The following is a 26,030-nucleotide window of genomic DNA, read 5'->3' as shown; positions in this document are numbered from 1 at the left end:
AACTATTTCGATGCGGCTTTGAAGGTTTCCTGCCTACTTGCGTAATTCTGCTGCAAAAGATTGTTCTAATTGTAAAACAACCTTGCCATGCAGCTCTGTTACCTCTTCATCCGTCAATGTACGCTCACCATGACGGTAAACAAGCGATATGGCCACGCTCTTCTTGCCAGCTCCCAGCTTCTCTCCTGTATATACGTCAAAGACGCGTACAGACTCAAGCAGCTCGCTTGCAATGTCCCATGCCACGCCAGTTAGCTTGGCAGCAGCAACCTCTTGATCCACGACTACTGCAATATCACGCTGCATAGCCGGGTAGCGAGGCAATACTTTATATTCGATCGCCGCATCTGCTTGCTCATAGATGAGGTCAAGTCCAATTTCCAGCACGTACGTATCAGCTAGATCCTCCTCAAGTTGAAGAGCAGGGTGCAATTGGCCAACATAACCAATTACTTCATTGCCTTTAGGCGTGTGAAGAAGAACAGCAGCCGTTCTGCCTGGATGGAAATGCTCAGGCTGAGCCGCTTCGAATGATACGCTGGCTGTTAAGCCAAGTACGGCAAATACCGTTTCCAAAATGCCCTTCGCATCATAGAAATCAACTTGAGCCGCTTTTGTATTCCACTCCGCTTCTGAACGATTGCCAGTCAGAAGAGCTGCAAAACGATGCTTCTCATGAGGCAGGCGAGTCAATTGCTCTTCATCGGTATGGAATACGCTGCCGATCTCAAAGATCGCTGCGGATTCATTTTTGCGATTGCGGTTATAAGCCGCAGTCTCCAGAAGCTGTGCGATAAGCGTCGTACGAAGTACACTGCGATCCTCGCTCATAGGCATGGCTAGGCGAATTGGATTCGTATGCTCCGCTAGTGCAGGGAATAACTTCGTCCGCTCAGGTCCCGTGAAGGAATAGCTGACAACCTCATGCAAACCTGCATCTGACAGGCGCTTGCGCAGCTCGCGGCGAATAGCTTGCGGCTTCGTTAGCGAACCTGGCACAACATCGCCATGAATGAGCGTAGTAGGAATTTCATCATAGCCGTGCAAACGAGCTACTTCTTCGATTAGATCTACTGCACGCGTAATGTCACCGCGGCGTGTAGGAACATTTACAGTAAATACATTGTCGCCTGACAGCTCATATTCAAAGTGCAAACGGCCAAATATCGTCTGAACTTCAAGTCTGGACAGCTCCGTACCCAGATAGCCATTAATTTTATCCAATGAAACGGACACTTTGGCTGGTTTCACTTCACCTGCATGCACTTCTACAATACCTTCGGCAACTAAACCTTCAGCAAGCTCTGCGATAAGGGAAGCAGCACGATCGAGCGCAGGAATAACTCTCGCCGGATCTACTTCTTTCTCAAAGCGAATGCTTGATTCCGAGCGAAGTCCTAGTTGACGTGACGTTTTGCGCACGGTGCCGCCATCAAATTTTGCTGATTCTAGCAAAATGTTGACCGTCTCGCCTGTAACTTCGGTGCTTGCTCCACCCATTACGCCTGCAAGGGCAATTGGCTGCTCGCCATCAGTAATAACGAGCATATGCGGCTCTAGCTTGCGCTCTTGATCATCCAAGGTAACAAGCATTTCTCCTGCTTTTGCAAGGCGAACATCAATGCGGCCGCCAGGCAAACGATCTGCATCAAAAGCATGAAGCGGTTGGCCGTATTCAAGCATAACGAAGTTTGTAACGTCAACAACGTTGTTGATTGGACGAACGCCGGCAGCGATCAATCGGTTTTGCAGCCACAATGGGGACTCACCAATTTTTACGCCTTTAATATAACGAGCCGAATAATGCGAGCAATGCTCAGGTGCACTAATGCTGACCGCTGCAAGGCTATCCGCACGTACGGTTGTATGATTAATAACAGCCTTTGGCAGACGAACTTCACGGCCAGTTAAAGCACCAATCTCATATGCAACGCCAATCATGCTGAGGCAGTCTGAACGGTTTGGCGTCAAATCAAGCTCGAGCACCTCATCGTTAATGCCAAGCACATCGCCAATTGGCGCACCGATCTTCGTTGTAGCTGGAAGAACAAGAATGCCTTCCTGCTGTTCTTTTGGCAGAAGCTTTTCGTTCAAGCCAAGCTCCTTCGCCGAGCAAATCATCCCTTGGGATTCAACGCCGCGAAGCTTTGCACGCTTAATTTTGAAATCGCCAGGCAATACAGCACCGATTACAGCAACCGGGACAAGCTGGCCTGCATCGACATTTTTGGCTCCGCAAACGATTTGCAGCTCTTCGCCAGTGCCAACGTCAACCTTACACACGTTCAGCTTATCCGCATCCGGGTGCTTTTCCTTCGATTTCACATAACCAACTACGACGCCGGTCACGCCTTTATTGCGGGATTCCACAACGTCGATTTCAATGCCGCCGCGCGTCATTTTCTCCGCAAGCTCCTGTCCTGTGAAGCCGGACAAATCGATATATTCATTTAACCATTTATAGGATACATTCATCTCTTTTCTTCCCTTCTCTCATTGCTACATTCTTGCGAATTGGCTTAAGAACCTCAGATCGTTCGTATAGAAATGACGAATATCGTCAATGCCGTATTTCAACAACGCGATACGCTCAATGCCCATGCCGAATGCAAAGCCGCTGACCTCTTCCGGATCGTAGCCGCCCATTTCAAGAACGCGTGGATGCACCATGCCGCAGCCAAGAATTTCAAGCCAGCCCGTATGCTTGCACATGCGGCAGCCTTTGCCGCCACACTGAACGCAAGTAACGTCAACCTCAGCACTTGGCTCCGTGAATGGGAAGAAGCTTGGACGAAGTCTAATTTGCGCTTGTGAGCCGAACATTTGCTGAACGAATTGCAGCAATGCTCCTTTCAAATCGCTCATCCGAATATTTTTGCCGATGACAAGACCTTCGATTTGATTGAACTGGAATGAATGTGTCGCATCGTCATCGTCGCGGCGGTAAACTTTACCTGGACAAATAACCTTAACAGGCGTTTGGCCCTTCATTGCTTTCATTGTACGAACCTGAACCGGTGAAGTCTGCGTACGCATCAAGATATCATCCGTAATATAGAACGAATCCTGCATGTCGCGGGCTGGATGGTTCTTAGGCAAGTTCAATGCCTCGAAGTTGTAATAATCCTCTTCAACTTCTGGACCCTCGGCAATTGTATAGCCAAGACCGATAAAAATATCTTCAATTTCTTGGGCTACCTTATTTAAAGGATGTACTGCGCCGGTAGGCAATTGCTTGCCTGGCAGCGTAACATCCAGCGTCTCTGCAAGGAGTCTATTGTTCGTCTCAGCTTGCTGGAATGCATCCTGCTTCTCATCGATAACCGTTTCAATAGCTGCTCGAACATCATTCGCTACTTGACCAATTACTGGACGTTCTTCAGCGCTTAGTCCACCCATGCCGCGCAAAATTTCAGTCAAAGCGCCTTTTTTACCTAAATATTTAACGCGCAAATCATTTAGCTGCTGTGGCGTATCCACATGCTGAAGCTCCTGCAATGCTTCAATGCGCAGTCCTTCCAGTCTTTCCTTCATTTTTCTTCGCCTCCATATCATCATCCCTAAATCATGCAAGCGTAACGGCTAAAGCCATCCTTAGGAGGCCTAGCTAACGTTTCGCGGTAAAATATAAGCTCTTTATAAGCTAATAAACTTATAAATGGTTATATTTACACAAAAAAAGGCCCTCTCTCCCTAAAGGGACGAAAGAACCGTGGTACCACCCTAATTCGGATTGAGCATCAGCCTGTACGCATAACCAAGTGTGGCTAACGTCGCCTAGAGGCGCTGAACAACAATCCCTTAGCCCCATAACGGCGGGAACCGGACCTTCCCTACACGCGCCGTATATTATGGCGTTTCAGGTGTCTGCTCAGGAGTGAACTTGGGCAGCCTATTTTCACAAAAACGCTCTCAGTCTACGGCGTCTTCTTCCTGTGCGAAAGTACTGCTTACTCTTCTCCATCATCGCTTTACTTCGAATATGAAATAATAATCTATATTATATGCAATCTGAAGTACCGTTGCAACCGCTAAGCTTGCTTTATTGCTACGAATCAATCCTCATCATCATTTCTTCCAGCAATCGAATGCGTGCGAACGACGCTCGGAGCAGCCCGATTCCTATTTCCGGGTATAACCGAATGAGCCTTGACACATTCTCGCCTAGCAGCTTCAGCACTCTCACATCGCCAAGCAAGGATTGCGCCGTTACAGTAGATGAGGTGCTGTCGAGCGCTGAAGTTACGCCGCACACATCCCCTGCACCGAGTACGCCGATCGTTCCTTCCCAGCCTGCTGCGGAAATGCTCGTGAGCTCGATATTGCCGTCAACGATAACATACATCGCGGGGTTAGGCTCTCCTCTTTGCAGCAGATTCTCTCCATCCGGGCATACATACTCCTCGGCAATATTAGCGATTAATCCTAGCTCCTCAAGCGATAAATCAGCGAAATAGGGAACCTGCCTTAAAAAGACTACTTTGTTTAAACGGCTCATCATCTGCTGGTCTTTGGACATTTGCTCTCCCTCCTCCACTAACGCCGCTGCAGCGATCTCCCGCCACCAATCATCATTTCCGTTTAGTGCTGCCTCCAATAGGACAGTCGCTTCCTCATCGGCAGTTACTTCTCTTCCAGCTTCGCCGCGTTCGAGAACGGTCAGCAAAAACTGCGATAATCTGCGCTCACCCATGCCCTCCGCGAGCACTTCCCAAGCATTGCTGCGAATTTCTTCATCTTCATCAGCAGCTGCCCTTCTGATCGCATCAACAACCTGCTCATCCGCAAGCTTGGTCAGCACCGCCCATACACCTGTAAAAATAAAGTCGCGAACCTCTCGCCAGCGCAGCAAAGCAAGCTCTGCAAGCTCCGTCTTCCCTAGCTGTTTAAGCGACAAGGAATAACCTGACGCTGCCTCAAGCTCGCTTAAACGGCTTAACGATTCATCCGTTAGCTTAGAACGTACCTGCTCGTCTGGCAGAAGTGCCGAGAGCGCAATCATCACAGCTGTCCATCGCTTCGGTGGCGCGCTATTCAAGCTATCAATCAGCAGCTCGACCGCTCCATCGCCCATCTGAATAAAGCTTTCTGTCGTCGTGCGGAACATTTCTTGGTCCATAAGCGGGAGACGCTCCAGCAGAATAGGAATAATGGATGTAACCTTAAGCCTTCCCAAACATGCGATTGCTGCAACCCTTGCCGCTGGATGCGCATCATCAACAAGCTTCTCAACCTTCGGCACAAAAGAATACAGCTCAAGCTCCGCGATAACTCGGCAAATATAAACCGAGGATTCGCCTCCCGCATCAAGAATACGATCGATCACTTCCGCACAAGCCTCGATGCTTGCTGCATTGTTAAAGGAGTACATCGCTTTGACAGCCTCTGCAACGACGCTCGGATGCCGATCAAGAAGCTTTTGCCGCAGGAAATAAAAAGCCTGATGCTCCATATGCTTCATTCTGCCGATCTGTCTTACGCCTTCGGCACGCATCTCATCGTCCTGATCCTCAAGAAATGCAGCTACCTTCACCATCGCATGCAGGTCTGCGCGCTCGAGATTCATCGCCCTAACGGCAGCAACGCGAATGCGTGGATTCGGATTATCAATCAGCGCCAGCAAATCGGCAACATCATTCGGATTTTGTTGCCTGCCGATAATTTGCAAGGCAATTTCTTTCGCAGAGTCTATCGGCTGCTTCAACATGGCCCTAAGCTCTGCCATTGCAGCTTCGTTTCGGCTAAATTCATCGAACTGCTCCGCTAAATCCTGCTCGCCAATGGTCTGTATGCTGCCTACAAGCTCACGCATATAGAACCTTCTGCCGAACCAAGCAAGCACAAACAGCAGCACGGCGCCTGCAAATCCTACAAACGACAAGGCTGTCCAGGATACCCCAAAGCCTGAATGCAAAAACTGCAAGCCAGCGCCGATCAAAATGCCCGCCGTAGCCGCAATTCCTTGCGCTGCATACCTGTAGCTGTCACGCTGCGCAAGCGGAAGCGTCTTGAAGAACAGCTGATAGGAAGGCTCGGCCGAATAATAAAGCAGCAAATATAACAGCATGTAGCCAATCGAAATCATTGGAAGCGCAGCTGGACCGCCAACAAAAAATAAAGCGCCGGCAAATGCGAGAACATAAACGCCTGATATAGCCGTAAGCATTTGGCTTGCACCAAGGCGTGCCATCAGCTTGCCTGAGACGGTTTGCAGCAAAAAGGCGAGAACAAACAACACCATCGTAATCATCCCAAAAAACCGGCTGAAAGCCTGTTCGCTTGGGAATGACATTTTTGTCACGTTCAGAAACTCATATTCCATTAGAAAATAAAGAGCTGGCATCAGTGTCATAAGCAAAATAACGGTTAGCAAAAAAGGAGATCGAAGCGCGTGCTTAAACACCGCTCCCGTTGATACCGGCTCCTCTTCCAGAGCATTAGCTTCGATTTTGATCGACAATGGCACCAAATAACGGGTAATCACTTTACGGTAATTAGGCAATGCAGCCAGAAGCAGCAAACCGGAAGCGGCATATATAACCTCGGGTCCAAAATATAGGCTTAAAAGCTGTGCAAGCAAACCTGCCGCTACTCCGCCAAGCGTTGCTGAGCCAACGAACACGGGCATGAGACGCTTCGCTTGCTGCGTCGAGCACAAATCAACGGCCAAGCTCCAAAGCAATAGGGTCTGCTGCCTTACGACAAAGCTGGACGCTATGAACAAGACGGGATAATACCCTCTCAGCTCTAGATCGAAGCTCTGCAATACTAGCAGCACCAATGCATTTACGGCAACGATGCCTAGCATAATTCCATATAAGACGCGCATCAGCTTCGGCTTTGGCAGCCTAGCAGCAAGCCAGGACAAGAGCCACGCCTCCAGCGGCAAAATAATAGCCTCCGCCGCATATACATAAGGAAGGTATTCACTTCCGAACCGCTGATTGAACAACGTCATAAAGCCATTATAATTAAGCATTTCAGATATGCCGCAAATAAAAAAAACAGGTGCCATCATAAGCAGCTTTCGCTGATCCTCTGGACGGGCACCGATTGCGCGCAATATGGTATCTTTAGTCATATCTTTTTAAACCAGCTTTCGATGATAGATTAAGCGGTCTTCCCCTTCGTAGTAATAATCTGGGCATCTACCAACCAATGTAAAGCCGCTGCTCTCAAACAATTGACGAATGCGGTTGTACTCTGGCAGATCGCAAGTATAGGTTACTAGATATCTGGCGTTTACTTCTCCCAAAAAGTCATACATCTGCTCCATCAGCAGCGCCGCAACGCCTACTTTGCGATAATCATGATGAACAACCATGTAGTCCCAATTGAAACCTCCGGTTTTTTGTTCATTTTCGGCGATGCAATTTATGCCTATGACATTTCCATGCTCATCCTCGGCATACCAGAAATAAATTTCATTATTTACCGCGCGAAATGGAAGCTCTCGGAAATGCGTCAGCTCGCCTGGCGTGTAACGAGTATCATCAAATGAAAAGCCTGATAATAAAAATGCGACGACTTTTTCCGCCTCATCTATTGTGGAGATGCGACTAATTCGAAACTGTCCAACAAGCATTCGGCCTTCCTCCTAACTTCAATTTTTAAACGGCGAGTGTGCCATTCCAGCCCTCAGTCGATCCCTTCTGGTAATACTCATCACATAGGTAAAAATATAGCTTTGCCGCTTTGTCGAAACGATTAATTTTGATCACTTCTATAAAGGTTTCTCTCGCATCGAAGAAACGCCCCTCTTGGCAAAGCATAATCCCCTTCTCAAACAGCGGCTTTGTACGATCCTTTAAAGCGCGCTCTGTATCTGAATCTCCCTCATATACGTCAATAAGCTCAATCGGATCATCCTTGCCGTCAATTCGTACACGACCAAGCAGACGGAAGCGGAAGCGTTCCGGTGAACGCAGCTGCTCATAGAACGTACGAGTGACAAGTATTGATGCGCCCATCGTATCGGACATCCGCTCTAATGTTGCTGTAATATTCACGTCATCGGAGATAACATTGCCCTCCATCCGCTGCTCTTCACCCACGATCCCAAGCATAAGCGGCCCTTTATGAATGGCCATGCCTAGATCAACCGGAGCAAAGCCGGAAGCCTTCAAGCTTTCATTATAGGAAACGAGCTCTCTGCGTATCGCAACAGCCGCGCGCAGCGCATCTTCATTTCGTGAAGGGAACAGAGCCATAAAACCTGCGCCCAAATATTTGCTTATTAGTCCTTCTTCTGTCCGAACGAATGGACTAAACCGTTTTAGAAAGGTGTTCATAAAATCAAAATTTTGCTTTGGAGTCAGCTGCTTCGATAAATGATGGAATGAGCGAATATTCGCGACCATAACCGTCATATTTTGCTGAACCTGATCTCCAAGGTGAATATCGGTAATTCCCTTTTTGCCTAAATATTTAAAAATCTGCTGCGGCACAAAGCGATGCGAAGCTTCGCTGAACGAAGTAATGTCCTTTATGTACGTTCGAATATGAAGCGCCATGCGATTGAACTGCTCTCCCAAATCGCCGACCTCGTCCTGTGAGCGTATGTTGACCTTCACATCCCAGTTGCCATTTGCCATCTCCATTACGCTTTTGCGAAGCTTGCGCAGCGACGAGAGCAGATAATACGTTACAGCGAGTACGAGAACGATTAATACTAAGCTTATAAGCCCAATGTTTCGCATGATGCTTTTGTAAATAGTTTGATTGGATTGATACAATACATTCAAATCCCGGCCTGTTTCATAAACGCCTACAATTTTGTTAGTAGAATCATAGATAGGTCCAATTGCATATAGCCATTTGCCTGTAGCATCTTCCCATCGGTCCGTTACAACCTCGCCCTTCTCAACCACAAGCCGGTTCAGCTCGTTCTTAGGAAAAGGCTTGTACATATTAACGCCGTCATCATCATCCATAATGATGAAGATTTCACCATTTTCATATCTGTATAATGTGCTGTACAGACCTTTGCGATTTGCAGGATCCTCGCTTTCGAACAAGAAGTTCATTTTGCTCCGAATCGATTCATAATCCTTGCTCATATAATCGTTTGGCGAAGTCAATCGATTCAGCTGATCGCCGTTAATCATATTTTGACCATTGCGAGCAAGCAAAGACAGCTGCTTCTGCATCTCATCCTCCATTTTGCTGGAGAAACTATCATAAATAAAATTGGATAACATAATCATCGCTATTATCAATATCGGTACAATTGCAAAAACTTGTTTGAAAAACAACGAAATTCTGCGATTAAGCACATGTACATAGAACAGTCTGATTATCATAACTAAAATAACGAGCAATACGGCAGCTGCAAGCCACGTCATCCAACCCTGTACCACCGAACCGCGATCATAAGTTAGCTTCGCAAGGACACTCGTATGGCTGCCAGCCTCATCCATGCTGACGATGCTGTCACCTAAAGCAAGCTCCATCTGACCTGCTGCGTTCATTGTCAAATCCATAATATCAAGGCTTTCCGCATGCGGAGCTATTGTTTTTAACGATGCTTCATCTATGACCGTTCTTAAATTGCTGGAATCATTCGCATTCATACTCGTAACTGCATTTACTAGGCGATCAATAAAATATAATTTTCCATTCTCGTGCAGAAGCAGTCCTTCAGGGAAGTTTTTGCGAGTGCGATCCATGCCTTCCAGCGGATAGGACAGCTCGCTTTCGCCGCCTGCATTCACTCTGAAAATAGCGCCGCGCTTCGTAGAGTAATAGATTTGATCCGGCGCATAACCTACGATTTCTGATAAGTAACGATCTGCAGGCAATTTAAATGTTAGCAGCTCCTCTGCCTTGCCGCCCGCAGCAGATAATCGATTTAATTGAACGTTCGTCTCTTCGTTTATGTAGAAATAAATATCTTCCTTTACAACTTGAAGACCCTTGATCAGCCCTACCCGTTTGTTGGTACCGCTTCCCTCGAACGTAAACAGGACCGTTCCTTTTGTATCGCCGATCGTGTAGCGTACAATCCTTTCTTCGCGTACATAAAGCCCATATCCGTCCAAAATCGTATCAAGAACATAGATTGTGCCGTCAGCCGCCACCGCTATATCTGTAAAATCATGTCTTATGGTAGCATCATCCTGCCGAATGACCTCTTCAATAGATCCTTTGCTGCCGATTCGTATAATCTCTTGACGTGAATCTCCGATAACGATCATGCTTCCATCCGGCCCTGCCGATGCCTTGGATAAATAAGTGAGGGGTTTCTCTGTTTTATACGGAGGGGTTTGAAAGTGATTTAAGTTTGGATAAAGCCAGAAGCCGAGGCAAATTGCTATTATACTCAGAAGAGTCATACCCATAGTGGACCTTCGCATGTGCACCATCGCTTTCATTTTTCAAAATATTTCTATTTCCATATTACTACATGTTTAGTCATTTAGCATCAGCATTGTTGTAAGAATTCATCGAATGTTAGCTATTTTAGTAGGTTTATGTTGATGGCTTTTAGGGCTTATAGTACTATTAAAATAGTAGAATATAGCAAAAAAACAGGAGAGGCATTAAGTAAGGCCTACTCTCAGGAAGGAATTATATGGGACAACTTATATGCGGAGGAGCTACCATGCAATGCTCTTTTGGAGCAGCTCCCGGCACGTTTAATGTGTTGCCTGCCAATCGCGTTCTGACGGCTATGCCGATAGCGAACATTATGGATAATAAACCGATGGTTAATATACTGCCCTTTGGAGTTTGTAATTCGCTGGCCAATCCGATGGTCGCAGCCGCAACTGCTGCTGCCTTAGGTGTACTTACCCCTCAGCCCTGTATTCCCGTTACAGCCGCTCCATGGGTGCCCGGCTCGCCAACCGTGTTAGTTGCGAACATGCCCGCTTTAAACAATTCGTCCAAATGCATGTGCAACTGGGGAGGCGTCATTCAGTTCGTGAATCCGGGACAGATGACGATACAGGTGCCATGATATGATAGCGCAAATTCTAAATCCTATAATCAAGCCCATTAAGCGAAAAATTATTGCGCCTCTTAAACGGGCGAAAACGCTGCCAAAGCGTATGCTTGCCGTGCTCCGCAAATGGCTGGTCACTGCTATTTTTGGCCCGCTTCGATCGCTCAACAATTATTTGCGCATCGGCAGCTACTACATAGCGAAGAAGCTTATCGCACTTGTTCTCGTCATTACACTGATCATCGTTTATTTTGGATTTGTAAGCCCGCCAGCCTTCATTAACAAATGGTTCGGACGAACGCCTCAGCTGGAAGCAGCTGCTGCTGCGAATGGCAGCTTCACAGGAGCTGCATCCGTCCTTGACGCGGAAGGTAATCTGCTGTTTAAAGGAGAACTGGTCGATGGTCAATACAGCGGTCCAGGGAAGCTATATTATCCAAACGGCAAGCTTCGTTACCAAGGAGATTTCGCTAAAGGAATGATGGCGGGCTCAGGCGAGTTGTTTAATGAAGAGGGCGAGCTTCTCTACCGCGGACAGTTTGCTGACGATCAATATGCGGGTGCTGGAACTTTATTTTATCCAGGCGGAAAACCTCAATATGTAGGCGAGTTTGCAGCCGGAGCGTACGATGGAGCTGGTACAGCATATGAAGCTGGCGGCGGGATCATCTATGCTGGCGCCTTTCTGAAGGGTTCATACAGCGGCGATGGCAAGCTTTACAATGAATCAGGCATGTTGATCTATGAAGGTCAATTTAATAATGGGGTTTATGAGGGTACAGGCAAGCAGTTTGACAATACTGGCGTTTTATTATTCGAAGGCAGCTTCCTTGCTGGCAAGCTGTCTGGCCCGGGGAAACAATATTATCCTTCAGGCTTCGTAAAATACGACGGCGCCTTTCTGCTCGGCAGCTATCATGGTGTTGGCAGCTTATTTAACGAGACAGGCTCCGTTGTTTATACAGGGTCGTTCGCCAGCGGACAGCAGAATGGCAGCGGACAAATGTTTAATGCCTCAGGCGGCGTTGTCTATGACGGCAAATTCGTCAATAACAAATATGAAGGCATAGGAGCACTGTACGATATGGACGGCGCGCCTCTTTACAAAGGTTTTTTCAGAGACGGCAGCTTGTACGCTGAAGGCTTCATGAATCTGTCGCTCGTAAAGCTGCAAGAAACGTTGGGTGTTCCTGATGCTCCTGTAACTGTTCCTGAGGAAGAGCTTACTGAAGAAATCATTGTAGACGAGCCTTCAGAACCTATAACGACCGACGAAACAGATTCTTCAGCAGATTCTTCATCACCTGAACCGAAAGCGACAGACCAAGCAGCGATAGTACCTTCGGCGACGCCGGAAAACAACAGCAATTCGGCCGCAATGCCAACGGCAACACCGCAAAGCATTCAGACAAAGACAATGGCTGCTGGCGGCTCCACTGCTCTACCTGCTGCACTAGGCAGCACCAAGGAATCGGCGGCGAACACAGAGAAGGATACAACGAAAAGCGAAGACCCTGTATTGGTTGATCCCGACCTAGCGCTCGATCCAATACTGCCGCAAAAGCTGACGTTCAGCGCAATGCTAATGTCCTTTGTACTGGAAGTCGATGAAGACAATCCAGAAGCTTTTTTTGTAAGTCAACTGACGACATGGAATCCAGTTGTCATGGAACAAACGTACAGCAGATTATTAGCCGCCAAAACGGTATCCACCAAGGAAAAGCTCGACAATGGCCGAGTACGGGTTCTGTTCAAGTCAGGCAGCACGCTTCTCAGTTTTTTATTAAATAAAGATAAGCCTGTACGACTTGAAATGTCCTATATCATTCCTGAGGAATAACAATAACAGTGAACTGCCCCCGGTCAAGTAGAAAAAAACGTTAAACGGCCTTAGTCCTAAACTCCATTGGACTGAGGCCGTTTAGTTTTGCCTGAAATCGTTCGTAATTGTAAAATTGAATGTAGGGTTCAATGTCCTATTTTAGCTCATCAAAAGTTCGGTACGTTTGCAAATTATATTTTTCACACTTCAGGATTCCCCAGAAGGATGCTATGGGACTGTTGAAGGCAGCGGCGATAGGGCCAAGTTCACCACTTTCGATCTATTCGATAATGGTAAGTTTCTAGACATGAAAATGCTCCACTCATAGCAATAGGTTTTTTTATTACTTCACCTGTCTACTATTTGGGGAGCATATTATAACGGACATACATTCCGCTATTTACTGATTTTAAGCCCATTTCGAATTCTAACGGACATCAGATGCGTTATTTATCCAAATTAAAGGATAATCATTGCTCTTGAAGCCAAATAAGAGACTGTATGTCCGTTAGCTCCTTAAAAATGGAGATTCCGAGCAAATAACGGATCTGATGTCCGTTAGCTCTTTATAAATGGAGATTCCAAGCAATAACGGCTCCGATGTCCGTTCGATCGTTAAAAATAGGAATTCCATAGCAACTAACTGCTCTGATGTCCATTAGACTATAAAAATGGAATCTCCACGCTAATATCGGCTCTGATATTCATTAGCTCCACACACCAAAGTTGAAGACTATCATTTTTGTGCATTTCCCATCATCCGTTCTTTATGGCTATCATTCTTTCACTCGGAATATTGCTGAATAAAAGATAAAATCGGCTCTGGCTGCTCCAGGCTATGCGGGTGATGGCCAACTCCCGGCTTCACAATGACTTTAATGGTCCTGCCAAGCTCCCGGTAACGCTTCTCGAATGGCAGCGTGTTCTCTTCAATAGGCAGCGGAATATCAGCATCTCCTGCAACGATCAAAACGGGAATACCGCCTGCTGCCAGCTCTTCTACTCTGTCCAGAGGAGAGCAGCCCTTAAGTGACGATTCCGTTTCTTCCAGCTCGCCGTAAACAGCCAGACACTCCTCCCACTCAGCCGCTCCACCTGCAGCTGCGCCTTTCCCGCCCGGCCAGCTGCGCATATCGAGTACAGGGGCATCTAAGTACAGCAGCTTCACTTGGTCTGGGTACTTGGCTGCATAGTTAAACGCATATAACCCGCCGCGGCTGAAGCCAAAAAGCACCGTTTTTGGAGCGAGCTCATAAGCTCCTGTCACGTAGGTTTGGAACGTTCGCATCCGATCCACCGCACCCGGGCATCCATACATGTCGCTTAGTCGATAATAAGCAATTGCCCAGCCCTGCTCGAGCAAAGCCATATCGGCATAGGAGAACGCGTCAAAAAACTCAGCGCGCCATATCCAAGGCCTGCCTTCGGCAAATGTTTTAGGAAAAACGATTAGTCCTTCTCTTCCCTCCAGCATAAAATCGATACGCTCATAACCCTTCCAGCTCGAAGCACGGCTATTATTTTTGTTCTCTGGCCGATCAGCCAAGGAGAGAATGAGATTTTTAAGTGCTTCGCCCTCCTTCAATGCCTGCTCCAACGGCAGCGCTTCCGCTTTATTCGGGTTCGTATGTCCGACATGCTCCTTCCATGCCGAGCTAAGCAATCGATGGCGCTGCTGTACAGCTGAGAATAGCGATGAAGAGTCTGGTTGGAGCACATATTCGGGCATTTGCTCCAGTGATATATTAAACAACACGCGAAGCAGAGCCGCGGCGATCAGCCAGTGCCCCTCTGCATTCGGATGAATACCGTCCCCCGTTATAAAATTGTGAGTCTCCTTACGCTTATGCTCCCACATGCGAAGCATTGGATCATGGATAGAAACGAGCGCATCTGCGACATCGTCCAAAGTCATCACCCAGTCTGCGTATCGCTTCAATACATCCTCATAGTCAGCAAAAGGTTGAGAATAGCTGTATGCTGGTTGCCCCGAAGGAAGCAAGCTGCCGCCGGTAAACGATGCAGCATCAAATGGAGGCGGCGTCATAAGAATTACTTTGGCTCCCGCAGCCTTAATCTGAGTAACAGCCCGTAATAGACCCTGTTGATACGCTTCGAATCTATCAGAAGAATAAGGATAATAGATGCCGTCATTCATCCCATAACATACAACGACCCAGTCCGGTTTGCTTTCCGCTAGAGCCTTGCCAAGCCGATCATGCACGCAGGGACGAGGAAAAGGATGCTCCGGTTCGCTTAAGCCAGATGCTGTCTCGCTGCTTACGCCAAGGTTAATGAGTGTCATTTGATTGGCTGGCATATGCTGCAGGAAATAAGCATCCATGTAAGCAATAAACGTACCCTCATCCGTAATGCTGTCTCCTAGAAAAACGATCTTTTTCTTATCTGGAATAGCAGAATCCTTCCCAAATAACGGCTTCATCAAATTGTCCTCCCTCTGTTATTTCGCACGGAATATTGATGCATCGCACCCGGCAGTCCTCTAAACGCCAAGCAGCCATCGCTAATTAGCGTCCACAGCCGATATTCAGTGAAACGAAAGTCGATTAGCTGGAAATAATGGTCCTGCAATTCTCCAATAACAGCTCCTGCCTTTACAAAACCATCCTCGCTTTCGATTGCAAGTTTATCAATAATAGCTATAAGCCTCCTATCAAGCTCCTCTTCAGCAGCATGCTTAATCTTGCCATCTTCCCATAAACGCAGTGTACACTCTTCCCTGGAAAGCTCCAACCACTCTGCTTCATAGCGTCGTCTCTCACTATCTACTATTTTCTCTGCTTGCTCATATCCGTTTACGATATTTAAGTAAACATCCCTCTCTAGCAGCCCTTGCGCATAGTGAGGCAGGTTAGTCTGCATGCTTGCCGCGTTAAGCCGAAAAAGCTCAGAAACATTCATCATATGTACGCTATTGGTACGATTCTTTAGCAAATGCAAGATGAAACGCAGTCCTACCTGATCGTGCGCGTTATCGGCACACCAGATGATGATAGATTTATGCTCAGCTATGGCTGTTATTTTCTCGATCATTCTCTGAATCTGATGCTCACGATTCATGTGGTGATTAAACATAAAACCAGACAGCTTCTCCATTTGCCAAAATTCTCGTGCCCGCTGTCCTTCCACACGATCAATATTCTTAATTGGACCTACTGAAAAGCAATCATTAAACGACAATACCTCATTGTCTGCATGTTTTCCTAAATTGCTTAGGGCTACTTTCAAAGATCCTGCATCCGACATGCTGCATACGAGATGAACCGTGCTTTTGCGCTGCTCAGCTTCAACTCGCAAAGAATGTGAGTGCTGCACGCTTTTTTCATACATTTGTACAATGGAGCCAGCCAGAGCCTTCTGCTCCCCATTTCCTTGTTCAGTAAACGGTTCAGTCAGCTTTAGAAGGTCGTTTAGAAGGCTTCTAGCCTCACCCTCGCTCAGCTCCCTTAAACGCTCATAAAGGTGTTTCAAATCAAAGCCTCCTTCTTGTACACCTACACTAGTTTACGCCATATATAAAAAAAGCTGCTCAGCAAGATCATCGTTCTTATCGACCTTCTGAACAGCTTATAATGTCTTACTCCTGCTGCGATGCAGCTGCTTCTGCAAACCCTTGATCTATCTCATCATTTACTTGATCAGCCGCTTTCGCCGCGCCTAAACTTTTGAATGCCCACCAGCGAGCGATTACAGACGCAGCCGACTCGGTTTCACCTTGAAGCTTCATTCCGATACGGAATGTGCCCTTCTCTGGATAAACAATTGTTCCAAGCGATACATTCGGTATATCAGGCTCAAACTCCGTGCCTTTAAATACGTCGCTTTGTCCATAATATACTTTTTTCATCGTGCTTGTTTGGTCAGCCAAAATCGTCTTATCGATCTCTTCCAAGCCGACTACAACCGATACTTGACCCTCGCCAAGGCCATGCTGAATTTCATCAGACACATAGTTTTTTTTGCCGCGCGAGAAGAAGAAGCCGCCTGTCTTTCCGATAGACTCCAGCGCTACTTCCATTGTACCCGTTGAAATCTCATCATACAAATGCTGAGGCCGCGGAATACCAAGCTTGAAATCAAATTCATTGCGTTCGGGATGATACTGTACATCAAGAGATGGCTTCTCATCATATTCCAGATCATGCGTCTCCGCGCTCGCATAAAACTTATGAAGCGATGAGGATTGCGACGTTTGCGTTAAACGCTGCAGCAGCGCGGTGCTCTCGATATATTCATCAAAAGGTACACGATCCACCTTCTCAATCATGTAGGTCGGTCCCATTTGGAGCAAGCTGATTTTGGCTAGGCAAATGCTTTGATCAGCAGAACCCTCTACTGCCTGCTCTAAGCTGCGTTCATGCCAATCCTTCAATATACGATTCGCTACAGGCTCGTCCAGCACCTCAATGATGTGCTTCGCATTCGTATCCAGTGGAATAGCCGAGTCGCCAATGGTTAACTTCGCAGCATGATTAGGCACAGTAAGCTGTGCTTTGACGCCAGCAGTCTGCGGCGCTTTCAAATGAAAGCTAACGGAGTACTCCGTTTCCTGCGCATCGCCCGGCTCAACAAACATAACGGTATTCCCATCATGGCCAACAGAGGTAAAGCCCATCGCTTCATAATCATATTGGAAAGCAATTCGCGGCGTTTGCAGAGTCTTCTCAACCACCAGCTTAACCTCAACAACCTCGCCGACATTCACATACTTTGGCATACGCTGCGTAATCCGTACATTCGCATCTTCATAAATCGTAGCTACATTTTCAAGCAATCTAACGAATTCAAATGAGGACGGTGCAGGCGCTTCTTCATTAATGAATAAACGATAGGATTCAAGCACACGGTTGTATTCGCTCACTTCATCGTTGCGAATTGCTGAATTGCCTACCGAGTGAACGGGCTCCTTGCCTTTCTCATCATAAGCGACGCACAAGTATACGTTTTTCTTATATTCATTGTTTGTAAAGCCCTCGATCATCGAAAGCTTTAACGTTACAGGTGAAGGAATAACGAGTTCTCGTCCGATATAATCGATTGCTACGCCCATTTCGACCGAAATTGTTTTGTCATCTACCGCTACAACCTGCATGCCGGACAACACGCCGCTGCCATAGAGCAGACGGTTCAACAGCCTTCTCTTATCATTAAAATATTTTTGCTCCGACTCGAAATCGCGTACCGTCAACAGCTTCCCGTAAAAATAACGATTTCTCTCAAATGGATACAGCCTCGATTTTTTCACTTGTACCGCTCCTTCGCGTAATTATACTATTCCAGCTCTGAATCCATTTCTAAACGGGTATGGATATCCATGCGCTTCTCCATGCCAACGTCAACGATCAGCGTATCATTTGGCATCGAACGATCAGGGTTCAGCTTGAGCAGTGAAGGCTCAGTCAGCACCGTATTTATGCCTAAGTACGTATGTAAATCCAAATACATCCAAGGCTGCAGCAGCACCAGCTTCGCTTCCGTATAGGCTGGCTTTTGCTCATCCAGCAGCTGTTCGATAACGACTCGCTGCTTCTCAGTTGGCGCTTGTTCCGGCCGCAGCAGCACGGTAAACGTATAGGGATCATCACTATAAAGCTGGTCTGTCAGATGCCGCAGCTCTCCGTTGTCACGCATCGCCTTTGTTTGAAAATATTCCACGATCAGCGGTGCAATGCCCGTATAAATCTCTATCGTTTTCATTAAGCCTTGACGCGTGCCCCGGTAACGATAAAGCTCCGGTGCGGCCTGAATGAACGCCTGCACCTGCTCATCCGTCCAATAATCATCCGTTTCTAGGCCAACCCAAGTCGCCAGCCAGCGTAAATGCTCGCCCGTTGCCCGTTCAGGATCGATGTATTCCGATAAATCCTCAATTTCTTCCTCAATCTCGGAAAACAACGTGCCGAATAATGATAAATAACGCTCAAGAAAATCACGGCTTGCCGGGTCCTCTTGATAGACAGCAGGCAAATAATTTAAATAAGTGTCTCTCGGAAAATAAATTCGCATGGACTCCAATAGCGGCGTATACCGCTCCGAAGCGATCCATTCGATTTTTAGCCACAAGTAACGTCCTTTTGCTCCAAAAAACAATGCGTCGCTCGGATTAATAACCGGCGCTGACCAAAATTCGGCTAGTGCATTCAGCTTTTCGCGGTAGGGGATCGTCGCATCAGCTAGCCAATCGTCTACTTTTCGATAGCTTCCGGCGATAATGCAGCTATCGTCATTTTGACTGAAATAGGATATATGAATCTGTGTGCCATCTGGAATAAAAGAGTTAAGCGCCATCTTGTGCCAGACGGTTTCGGCTTCTGCGCTATCGAACGCCCGTGAAAGCCAGACCCCTTCAGGAACACCCGTTTCCTCCATCAACAGCGTCTGCGGCTGTAAGTTCAAGATCGTAATTGTTCCGTCTTCGCTGTTCAAAATGTACATGCGATCCTTCTCATCAATCAACAGCTGATCCGCTTTGCCACGGAAACCTGTAATGCGTCCAACTGTCTCGCCTGCAGCATTCAACTGGACGATAAAGCGGTCATCCTCGCTCACTTGATCCATTTGCCTCGTGTCGCCAATATAAATCATGCCGCTGCTGTCAGCACATAGTCCTGCATAAGGAAGAGCAGGGAGTTCACGTTTCGCACTCAATGTTCCAGTAGGCCCGAATGAAAATAGCTTTGCGTATAACGTATCAAATATATAAAGCTCACCCGATGCCGCAACGGTCATAAAGTAAGTTCGGTTCAAATGCCTCAGCTTCGCTCGTACATGCTGTGTAAAGCTTGGATCACTCCATACACTGACGATCGCGCCGCCTAACGTAAACTGGATGATACCCAGCTTAGCGCCTTCTGCTAATGCCGGCTCATCGCCTCCCGTGTCCAGTTCAAGCGGTGTCAGCACGTACACATACCGGTTATCCGCTGCTATCGCAAGCGGATGCAGCAGAACTCCATCTGCTTCATTGCCTCCGCGCGACCAGAGCGTTTGTCCATTGCCGGTATGATAAGCAGCGACTGTCCTCTCACCCATGCGATCTGCGGCAATTAAAAGCTCGCCGGAGGCAGCAAGTCTTGCATGGGAGCTGAACAGGCCATGCCCTTGTGTAAACAAGCGCTTATGATCAGCATTACGGCGGTCGTAAATCCACAGATCCGCGCGCTCATCCAGCAAAAACATATGCTCATGCTGGGAAACAGCCAGCTCTTGAATGGCAGCTGTACCTGCGAGGTCACTCAGCTGAATCGTTCCCGCTATTCCATATTTGTTATCGCGGCGAACGCCGAAGCCTGCTAAATGAAAATCAAGATTATACCCGGTGCCGCGCAGCCAATCCTGCTCGCGGTTAATCGAGAAAAACTGGTCTTTTCCGTTCATGCTGTACCTCCTTTGCAGCCGATTGCCACGATGCTATAGATGGGTGCGACTAATGAGCTCAATTTCATGCTGTCCCGAGTATACAAGTCCCTGCGGCGGAAGAATGATGTCCCCTCCTGCACTTTTCCTAACATGCGCACCTTCCGCATCAATCCACAAATCCTGCACGTATACTACGCCGCTCGCCTTGCTTAGCGCATTATAAATGTCACCCTTATAGACAGACCGGCCAAATTTCCAGCCTTTGGTTCCATGCTCACCATCAAGCGGTCTTAACAGCTTTTTCAATTGCTCTACTAAACGTTGTCCTTCATCTACGAATTGAGGCTCGACAACAACAACGGCATTGACGGTTACTTTAATATAAATGGGGGGGATTACATGTACTTCTGTCGTTATTAATCTTCTTGTATCCAAATGACGTTTTACAGTTTGAAGGAAACCAGCGCTTGGCGTTGGTGTATCGCTTAAACCGTATGGTACGACTACAACCGAAACTTGACCATTTGCCTTCTCTCTTGGATAATCATCAAGTCCCGGCTTATAGAGAGGAATTGCATGCACTCTAGCTACGGCAGCGCCTGGTGTTGCTAAAGCCAACGTTTCGTAATCCTCATTGGTGACGGCACGGAATGTATGCTTCAGCTCTGACTGCGCCCGCTGCAGCGTTACCTGCAGCGTTTCCGCTTCCGAGCCTCCAGCTGCAAAACTTGGATTATTCACTTCGATTTGCAATGCTTTATGTGCTTCGTTCACCCACTCAGATATGAGATAAGGCTTAACGTTTCCACGATCACCACCGCCTAATTCGCAACCGGTTAGAACAATATTGGTGTCCATACTGACTGGCGGAATAGCACCTTTTTCGCCATTGCCGAAGTAGATGAGTCTTTTGACGGGATCATAAATATAATGACGATCGCCTGGCTTAGAGCGGTCAAACTCATCTACCCGCTTCCAATCCTGCCATTTGAAATGGCCATCCGGTTCTTGTTCACCTACCTGCAGCTTTAGTGCCTCGCGTTTCTTGCAGGATAGATTGTACAGCTCAAAGCTTTGGCTCGGCAGCCCATTGCTTCGTCCAATGAATCGGTAAAGATCAAATTTAGGTTCACTAGCAATGATACGAACCGTTTGTCCAGGCGGCGGAACAGCTCCGGTAGAGCCATCGCTAAACTGTACTGTGACATGATCCATCGAAGCATGTCTTAAAACGCTATAAAACGCAGGCGGGCGATCAGAGTGAGGCAGCTCCTCAAAGGAAGCAATCTCCTGCCAGTAACGCCATGCGCCATCAGCATCTTGCACTTGAACACGTATTTGTCCAAAAACAGCTAAGTAGGTAGCAATATGTATTTCTTCATGGGGCTCCCCTGATACCGTAAAATCAATCACTTCGCTTAATGTATCCTTCTGCTCAGTTTTGACCGTATGCAGCATTAGCTGACGAATGCGAGGCGGCATTTCATAACCAGACTCCTCAACTGTTGCACATATCCAATATCGCGGCTGCTCGCTTGCAGGATGCACAGTTACCGTACGCATCGGCGCCCTTAGGCAAAATGATATTTTACCGCTAAGCGTCAAATGGAGCGTCTCATCCTCTAGCACTTCAACGGGCATCCACCCTGCTGTCCCTGCTGCTTCATCCCAGCAATAAGCTTTCCACGAGAGCCTTGCAGATGGAGAAATGGCTTCGCGATTGATTACCAGATGCTGCACCTCGTCATTGCCAACGCCTTTATCCGCTTCCAAAAGATTGATGTTTATCGTGGCCTGTTCCTGTGGGCTCAGCTCACGATCGAAGGAAAGATAAAGCTTCGAGGCTGTCCTTGCATCCTTCCCGAACGCATAAAAGGCAACATTGGCATGATCATTTGTAGCTGTGACGTCATTGGCTTCCCGTTCCGTTCGTGTAACGATTCTATCCAGCGCAAGCGGCACAAGGGAAATGGAGGCTTCCGTCTCAAACATCTGATCCTCAGCCATCAGCTTCGTCCCGCGAGGCAGCGTCACCGGAGCTTTAATATTTGAGAACTGTACGGTAGCTCTCGCCGAACTTGCGTCTGCAGGCTGAATACCAAGCAGATCAAGAAACCTGCGCCTATTCTTGTCCGGGACACGGCCAATGAAATATCGCTGCATCTCTGTCAGCCAAGCGAATAGCTCAATAAACGTAATGCCCGGGTCATGCGCATTCTCATCCGTCCATTCCGGAACCCGCTTCGGGATGAGCCTTTTTGCTTGTTGAACGATTTCCGCATACGTGCGGTCGTCTAGCGGCAGCCTCGGCAGCATTTGATCTCTCCTTCCTTTTCTTTTTTTGATCGTACTACCTCATTCGGAACTCTTATTTCGGTCCAGGGAAAGCCGTTATGCTATGGCTGCCATTAACGACAATGCCATGAATAACCTCATTCATCCGGCCGGGATCCCATTCGGTACGATTTCCATTTTCTATTTTGACAATATGTAAATAAAGACGTTCGATATATAAAAGCGAGTGGACAGCATGCAAAAGGGAGTGAAGCACAGATACATGCAGCGTTTCTCCAATATTCCAGCCGTTGCCGTCAACATTTCCTGTTACCGAATGTAAGAACGCATTCAGCTTGGCTGTACAAGCCATCTCTAGCGGAAGCAGATCATCCACGGACTGGGATGCCACCGTTGCATGCACGGACACTTCCAAATAGGCCGGCTCGATGACCCTTATGGCACCGCCCAAGGAAACCAGACTGGATGCTGTCAGCATGAGCTCACGCTCCACTTCTTTGCGCAGCTCTGGAAACTGCGCAGCGCTTTCCAAGCCGCCCGCTGGGAATGCAACCACAACCATGGAGCCAGGTGAGCGCTCCAGCCTTGCATTTCGATTGCTTAAGCATTTCACCTTTGCGATCTGCGGATATGCCTCTCTAGCAATCCATTCTACGTCGCTTGCGGTAACTGCCCGTCCGCGGTGCTTAAGCCGCTGCGGTCCCCTTACGAGCACTTGCTCTACCCGTTCCGCATCACCGCCGCCAATTGAAGGAGCCGGATTGCTGATGCTGCTGACGAATGCAAATGGAAGCACCATTCCCGTTATTTGCCCGGCATCGACATGCCCGTTTGCGCCCGCGGTAGTTTTAAAGCGAACGCGCACCGTTTCCGCCGTATCAGAGGAAGGAAGCTTCCCGCGTATGCCATCTCCGAATTGCAGCATTCCGCCTGCATGGTCCGGTGAATAATGACGGTCAATTGGGCCAGACTCTGCAAGCGAAACGACCGGCTGCCATCTCACCCAGAAGCGTTGGTCATTACCGTCACCGTCTCTTTGCAGCATATAATATTCAGGCTCGGAGTCAGACCATTTCACACGATCCATTGGCGTGAAATGTGCGAGCTCATCTACCCATACCTCTTCTTCAATGAATGCCGTAGGCGCTAGCTGTACAAAGCCGTCTGCAGGAATCGTAAGCTCCTTCTCCTGACTAACCTGCTGCCTGACCGAAACAGCATTCAGATGCATGCTTGAGGCTACAGGATTGCCCGGAAAGGAATCTCCGAGCGAGCCATCAAGGTTGACCGCGCGTATCCAATAACGCTCATGCCCGAACAAGCGAGCCGGCGCCATCGTAGATGGGCCTACCCATTGCAGCTCTCCGCTTATCGTAAATGCCTCAGTGTTGTCCACCACCTTCAGCGGCTGCCAAAGGTAGCGGCCTGCTTCCAAGCAAAGCGCTTCCCACTCCACCCACGGCGGTTGATTGCTGGCTGTAAACCTGCGTTCCAGTTCAATATGCAGGCGAATGGGACCTTTTAACGGCGCAGCATTAAAGGAAGCATACATCGCTGGATGACTTGCTGGAATTTGCTCAAACAGCTTAAAGGACTGGCCGCCATGTTGTGCAGAAGGCGTTCGATCACGATTGTCAATATTGCTTCTTGTATAGACATGCTCTGGCATAAATAAGCTTTGCGAGGCATGAGCATAAGACAGAACAGGTTGTGCGAGCCAAGGGGACATATATTCCACGACAGGCGCGATAATGGGATCAGTCTGCAGCACACGTGCCCGAATCCAATAATCAGACGTACCATTTACGAACGTTTCCGCCATATCGTCTGGACAGTTGAACGTCAAAGTAAAGCTTCGTTCACTCTGCTCCGGCAGCTCGGCAAACAATGTTCCGAATTGCTCGCTGCCGGGCAGCCTGCCCCAATTGCTGCCATCCCAATACTCCCATTGAACACTTCTGATGCATACGCGCGGCGGATCCTTCTCGTCAAAATCAGAGGTCCGCATGACCATTTTCCACTTTACTTCGGGATCCTGCGCCATTCTGAGCCTACTCGGAATCGCCCTCGCAGAGAAGGTCAGCTTGATTTTGCTTTGACGCTTGCTAAACGCCTCTTCACACGATAAATAAAAAACGGAATAAGGAACAAAATGTTCTCCAAACGGGTAAAACCCATCCTTCAAGAGCTCCGTATCATTAAAATATAATGCGCCTGGCTCAATGCCAACATTGTCGCCTGCCGCATCATGCGCAGCACGAAGCCTTATTTTATCCATCTCCAAATGCTTGTTAAGCAGAGGAGAGGCAGCGCCTTGCAGCTGTTTCACGGTACACCTGATCCAGCGGCCAGTTATTCCTTCATGCTCAGTGAGCTCCAGCTTTCCAGCTCGTTGTTTATATAATACGACCATGCTGCCTGCAGCCGTTGCGGAATCGAATTTCACCCATTCCCCGTTGCATGGATACGTCCATTCCACCCACTCTGATGCGAGCGAGGCAGCAAGCTCCGGCTCAGAGTAACGTTTTTCGGTGTGGTGAACATTTATGTAAAATCGGCTTGGCCGATCTACTAGAAAGATATCGTCATTCCGAATATAAAGCGTATGCTCCTGCTCATTTGGCATAGAGCTGGTATCGAACAAGCTGATTGGGTCAGCTAGGCCGCTCTTCAATCGATCTCCATAGTCCAGTGCTGCAGTAGCAATATGATCCTTTTGTGGATTTACACTAATCCACTCCATCAGCTTCGCTGGTGTAGCGAGCAGCACCTTCTCCGTCTCAAATACGAGCGGCTCGCCGCCGTCAGGATGAGGGGCTGTCAATGCAATGCCTGCCGGTAAATAAACAGGGTCGACCGTTCCTTCACTCAGCTGAAACACAACGGTCGCCCGGGCTGGACGAGGCGGCTGCAGCTTGACCTCAATAAGATCGAGGAAAGCAAGGAAATGATTGAGCGGCGCTTGATTAAGCCGATTAACCGTGTCCTCCAGCATCTCAGCGGTCAAATAGGCAAGTCCCGTCCCCGCATCAGGCTCCTCCTGCGAGAAGCGCCACTCCGGCGTATAATGAGGTGCCATCTCCTTTAACTGAGCCATAAAAGAGGATAAGTTATTATGATTGATTTTTGGCGGACGGTTGTCACCGCCATTTCTTCCCCCGTGCTTCATCACGTTGCTCGCTCCCGTTATTTGCTTCCTTCCTCTAAATAGAAAGGAAACACCTGATTAAAAAGATTGTTTGTGGATCTTACCGCATAGGAGACGCTCATTAGCACACGGCCGTTATTTTGCCGATCAGGCTTTACCTCTACCTCTACGTCCTTTACTCTCGGCTCCCAAATTCGAATGGCTTCCTGCACATCACTGGCAATGAGTCGAAGCGATGTCTCATCCGTTGTGCCAAATACAAAATCCCTTAAGCCGCAGCCAAAATCAGGACGCATTAATCGCTCGCCCTTCGACGTTCGAATAATAATTCGGATAGATTCTTCGATGTCATCCTCGCCTTCCGCCATGCGAATACGGCCGGTTGTTGCGTCTACCTGAACGGGAAATTTCCATCCTTTCCCCAAAAACGATGCCGACAT

General features: G+C 48.0%; 15 protein-coding genes. 2 read left to right on the top strand and 13 right to left on the bottom strand.

Going from position 1 to position 26,030, the window contains the following annotated elements; genetic code table 11:
- Positions 1-33: 33 nt before the first annotated feature.
- From pheT to AB4Z45_RS09610, 5 genes are all read right to left on the bottom strand, one after another.
- On the bottom strand, positions 34-2,475 hold the full coding sequence (gene pheT, locus AB4Z45_RS09630) for a phenylalanine--tRNA ligase subunit beta (protein WP_441908942.1): 2,442 nt from the start codon (positions 2,473-2,475) through the stop codon (positions 34-36).
- Positions 2,476-2,499: 24 nt separating this feature from the next.
- Positions 2,500-3,534, bottom strand: a complete 1,035-nt coding sequence (pheS, locus tag AB4Z45_RS09625; RefSeq protein ID WP_441908941.1) for a phenylalanine--tRNA ligase subunit alpha — start codon at positions 3,532-3,534, stop codon at positions 2,500-2,502.
- Positions 3,535-4,048: 514 nt separating this feature from the next.
- Positions 4,049-7,081, bottom strand: coding sequence for a cyclic nucleotide-binding domain-containing protein (locus AB4Z45_RS09620; protein WP_441908939.1), 3,033 nt, complete (start codon positions 7,079-7,081; stop codon positions 4,049-4,051).
- Between the two features lie 6 nt (positions 7,082-7,087).
- A complete protein-coding gene (locus tag AB4Z45_RS09615) occupies positions 7,088-7,585 on the bottom strand; it encodes a GNAT family N-acetyltransferase (RefSeq protein ID WP_441908937.1) in 498 nt (165 codons plus the stop codon).
- Positions 7,586-7,610: 25 nt separating this feature from the next.
- Entirely contained in the window at positions 7,611-10,196 is a 2,586-nt protein-coding gene (locus AB4Z45_RS09610) for an adenylate/guanylate cyclase domain-containing protein (RefSeq protein ID WP_441908935.1), read from the bottom strand.
- 377 nt (positions 10,197-10,573) lie between these two features.
- Between AB4Z45_RS09610 and AB4Z45_RS09605 the strand changes: the two genes are divergently transcribed.
- Positions 10,574-10,960: a DUF4280 domain-containing protein gene (locus tag AB4Z45_RS09605; protein WP_076267901.1), complete on the top strand. Its 387-nt coding sequence runs from the start codon at positions 10,574-10,576 to the stop codon at positions 10,958-10,960.
- 1 nt (position 10,961) lies between these two features.
- Positions 10,962-12,785: a hypothetical protein gene (locus tag AB4Z45_RS09600; RefSeq protein WP_441908933.1), complete on the top strand. Its 1,824-nt coding sequence runs from the start codon at positions 10,962-10,964 to the stop codon at positions 12,783-12,785.
- Positions 12,786-12,825: 40 nt separating this feature from the next.
- Here AB4Z45_RS09600 and AB4Z45_RS09595 read toward each other — a convergent pair whose 3' ends face one another.
- The 8 genes from AB4Z45_RS09595 to AB4Z45_RS09560 form a co-directional block, all read right to left on the bottom strand.
- A complete protein-coding gene (locus AB4Z45_RS09595; protein WP_441909092.1) occupies positions 12,826-12,906 on the bottom strand; it encodes an IS3 family transposase in 81 nt (26 codons plus the stop codon).
- A 645-nt stretch (positions 12,907-13,551) separates the two neighbouring features.
- A complete protein-coding gene (locus AB4Z45_RS09590) occupies positions 13,552-15,210 on the bottom strand; it encodes an SGNH/GDSL hydrolase family protein (RefSeq protein ID WP_441908931.1) in 1,659 nt (552 codons plus the stop codon).
- On the bottom strand, positions 15,210-16,259 hold the full coding sequence (locus AB4Z45_RS09585) for a DUF1835 domain-containing protein (protein WP_441908929.1): 1,050 nt from the start codon (positions 16,257-16,259) through the stop codon (positions 15,210-15,212). Before AB4Z45_RS09585 ends, AB4Z45_RS09590 begins: the two co-directional genes overlap by 1 nt.
- Positions 16,260-16,365: 106 nt before the next feature.
- Positions 16,366-18,033 (bottom strand): hypothetical protein, encoded by a 1,668-nt coding sequence (locus AB4Z45_RS09580; RefSeq protein WP_441908927.1) that lies wholly within the window; start codon positions 18,031-18,033, stop codon positions 16,366-16,368.
- A 26-nt stretch (positions 18,034-18,059) separates the two neighbouring features.
- Entirely contained in the window at positions 18,060-20,165 is a 2,106-nt protein-coding gene (locus AB4Z45_RS09575; protein ID WP_441908926.1) for a phage tail protein, read from the bottom strand.
- Between the two features lie 33 nt (positions 20,166-20,198).
- Positions 20,199-22,463, bottom strand: a complete 2,265-nt coding sequence (locus AB4Z45_RS09570) for a putative baseplate assembly protein (protein WP_441908924.1) — start codon at positions 22,461-22,463, stop codon at positions 20,199-20,201.
- 52 nt (positions 22,464-22,515) lie between these two features.
- Positions 22,516-25,611, bottom strand: coding sequence for a baseplate J/gp47 family protein (locus AB4Z45_RS09565; protein ID WP_441909090.1), 3,096 nt, complete (start codon positions 25,609-25,611; stop codon positions 22,516-22,518).
- Between the two features lie 17 nt (positions 25,612-25,628).
- A complete protein-coding gene (locus AB4Z45_RS09560; RefSeq protein ID WP_076267908.1) occupies positions 25,629-26,030 on the bottom strand; it encodes a GPW/gp25 family protein in 402 nt (133 codons plus the stop codon).

The organism is Paenibacillus sp. MCAF9 (assembly GCF_052114265.1).
In the GTDB taxonomy this organism is placed as follows: Bacteria; Bacillota; Bacilli; order Paenibacillales; family Paenibacillaceae; genus Pristimantibacillus.
This window is presented reverse-complemented; position numbering and strand designations above follow the sequence as displayed.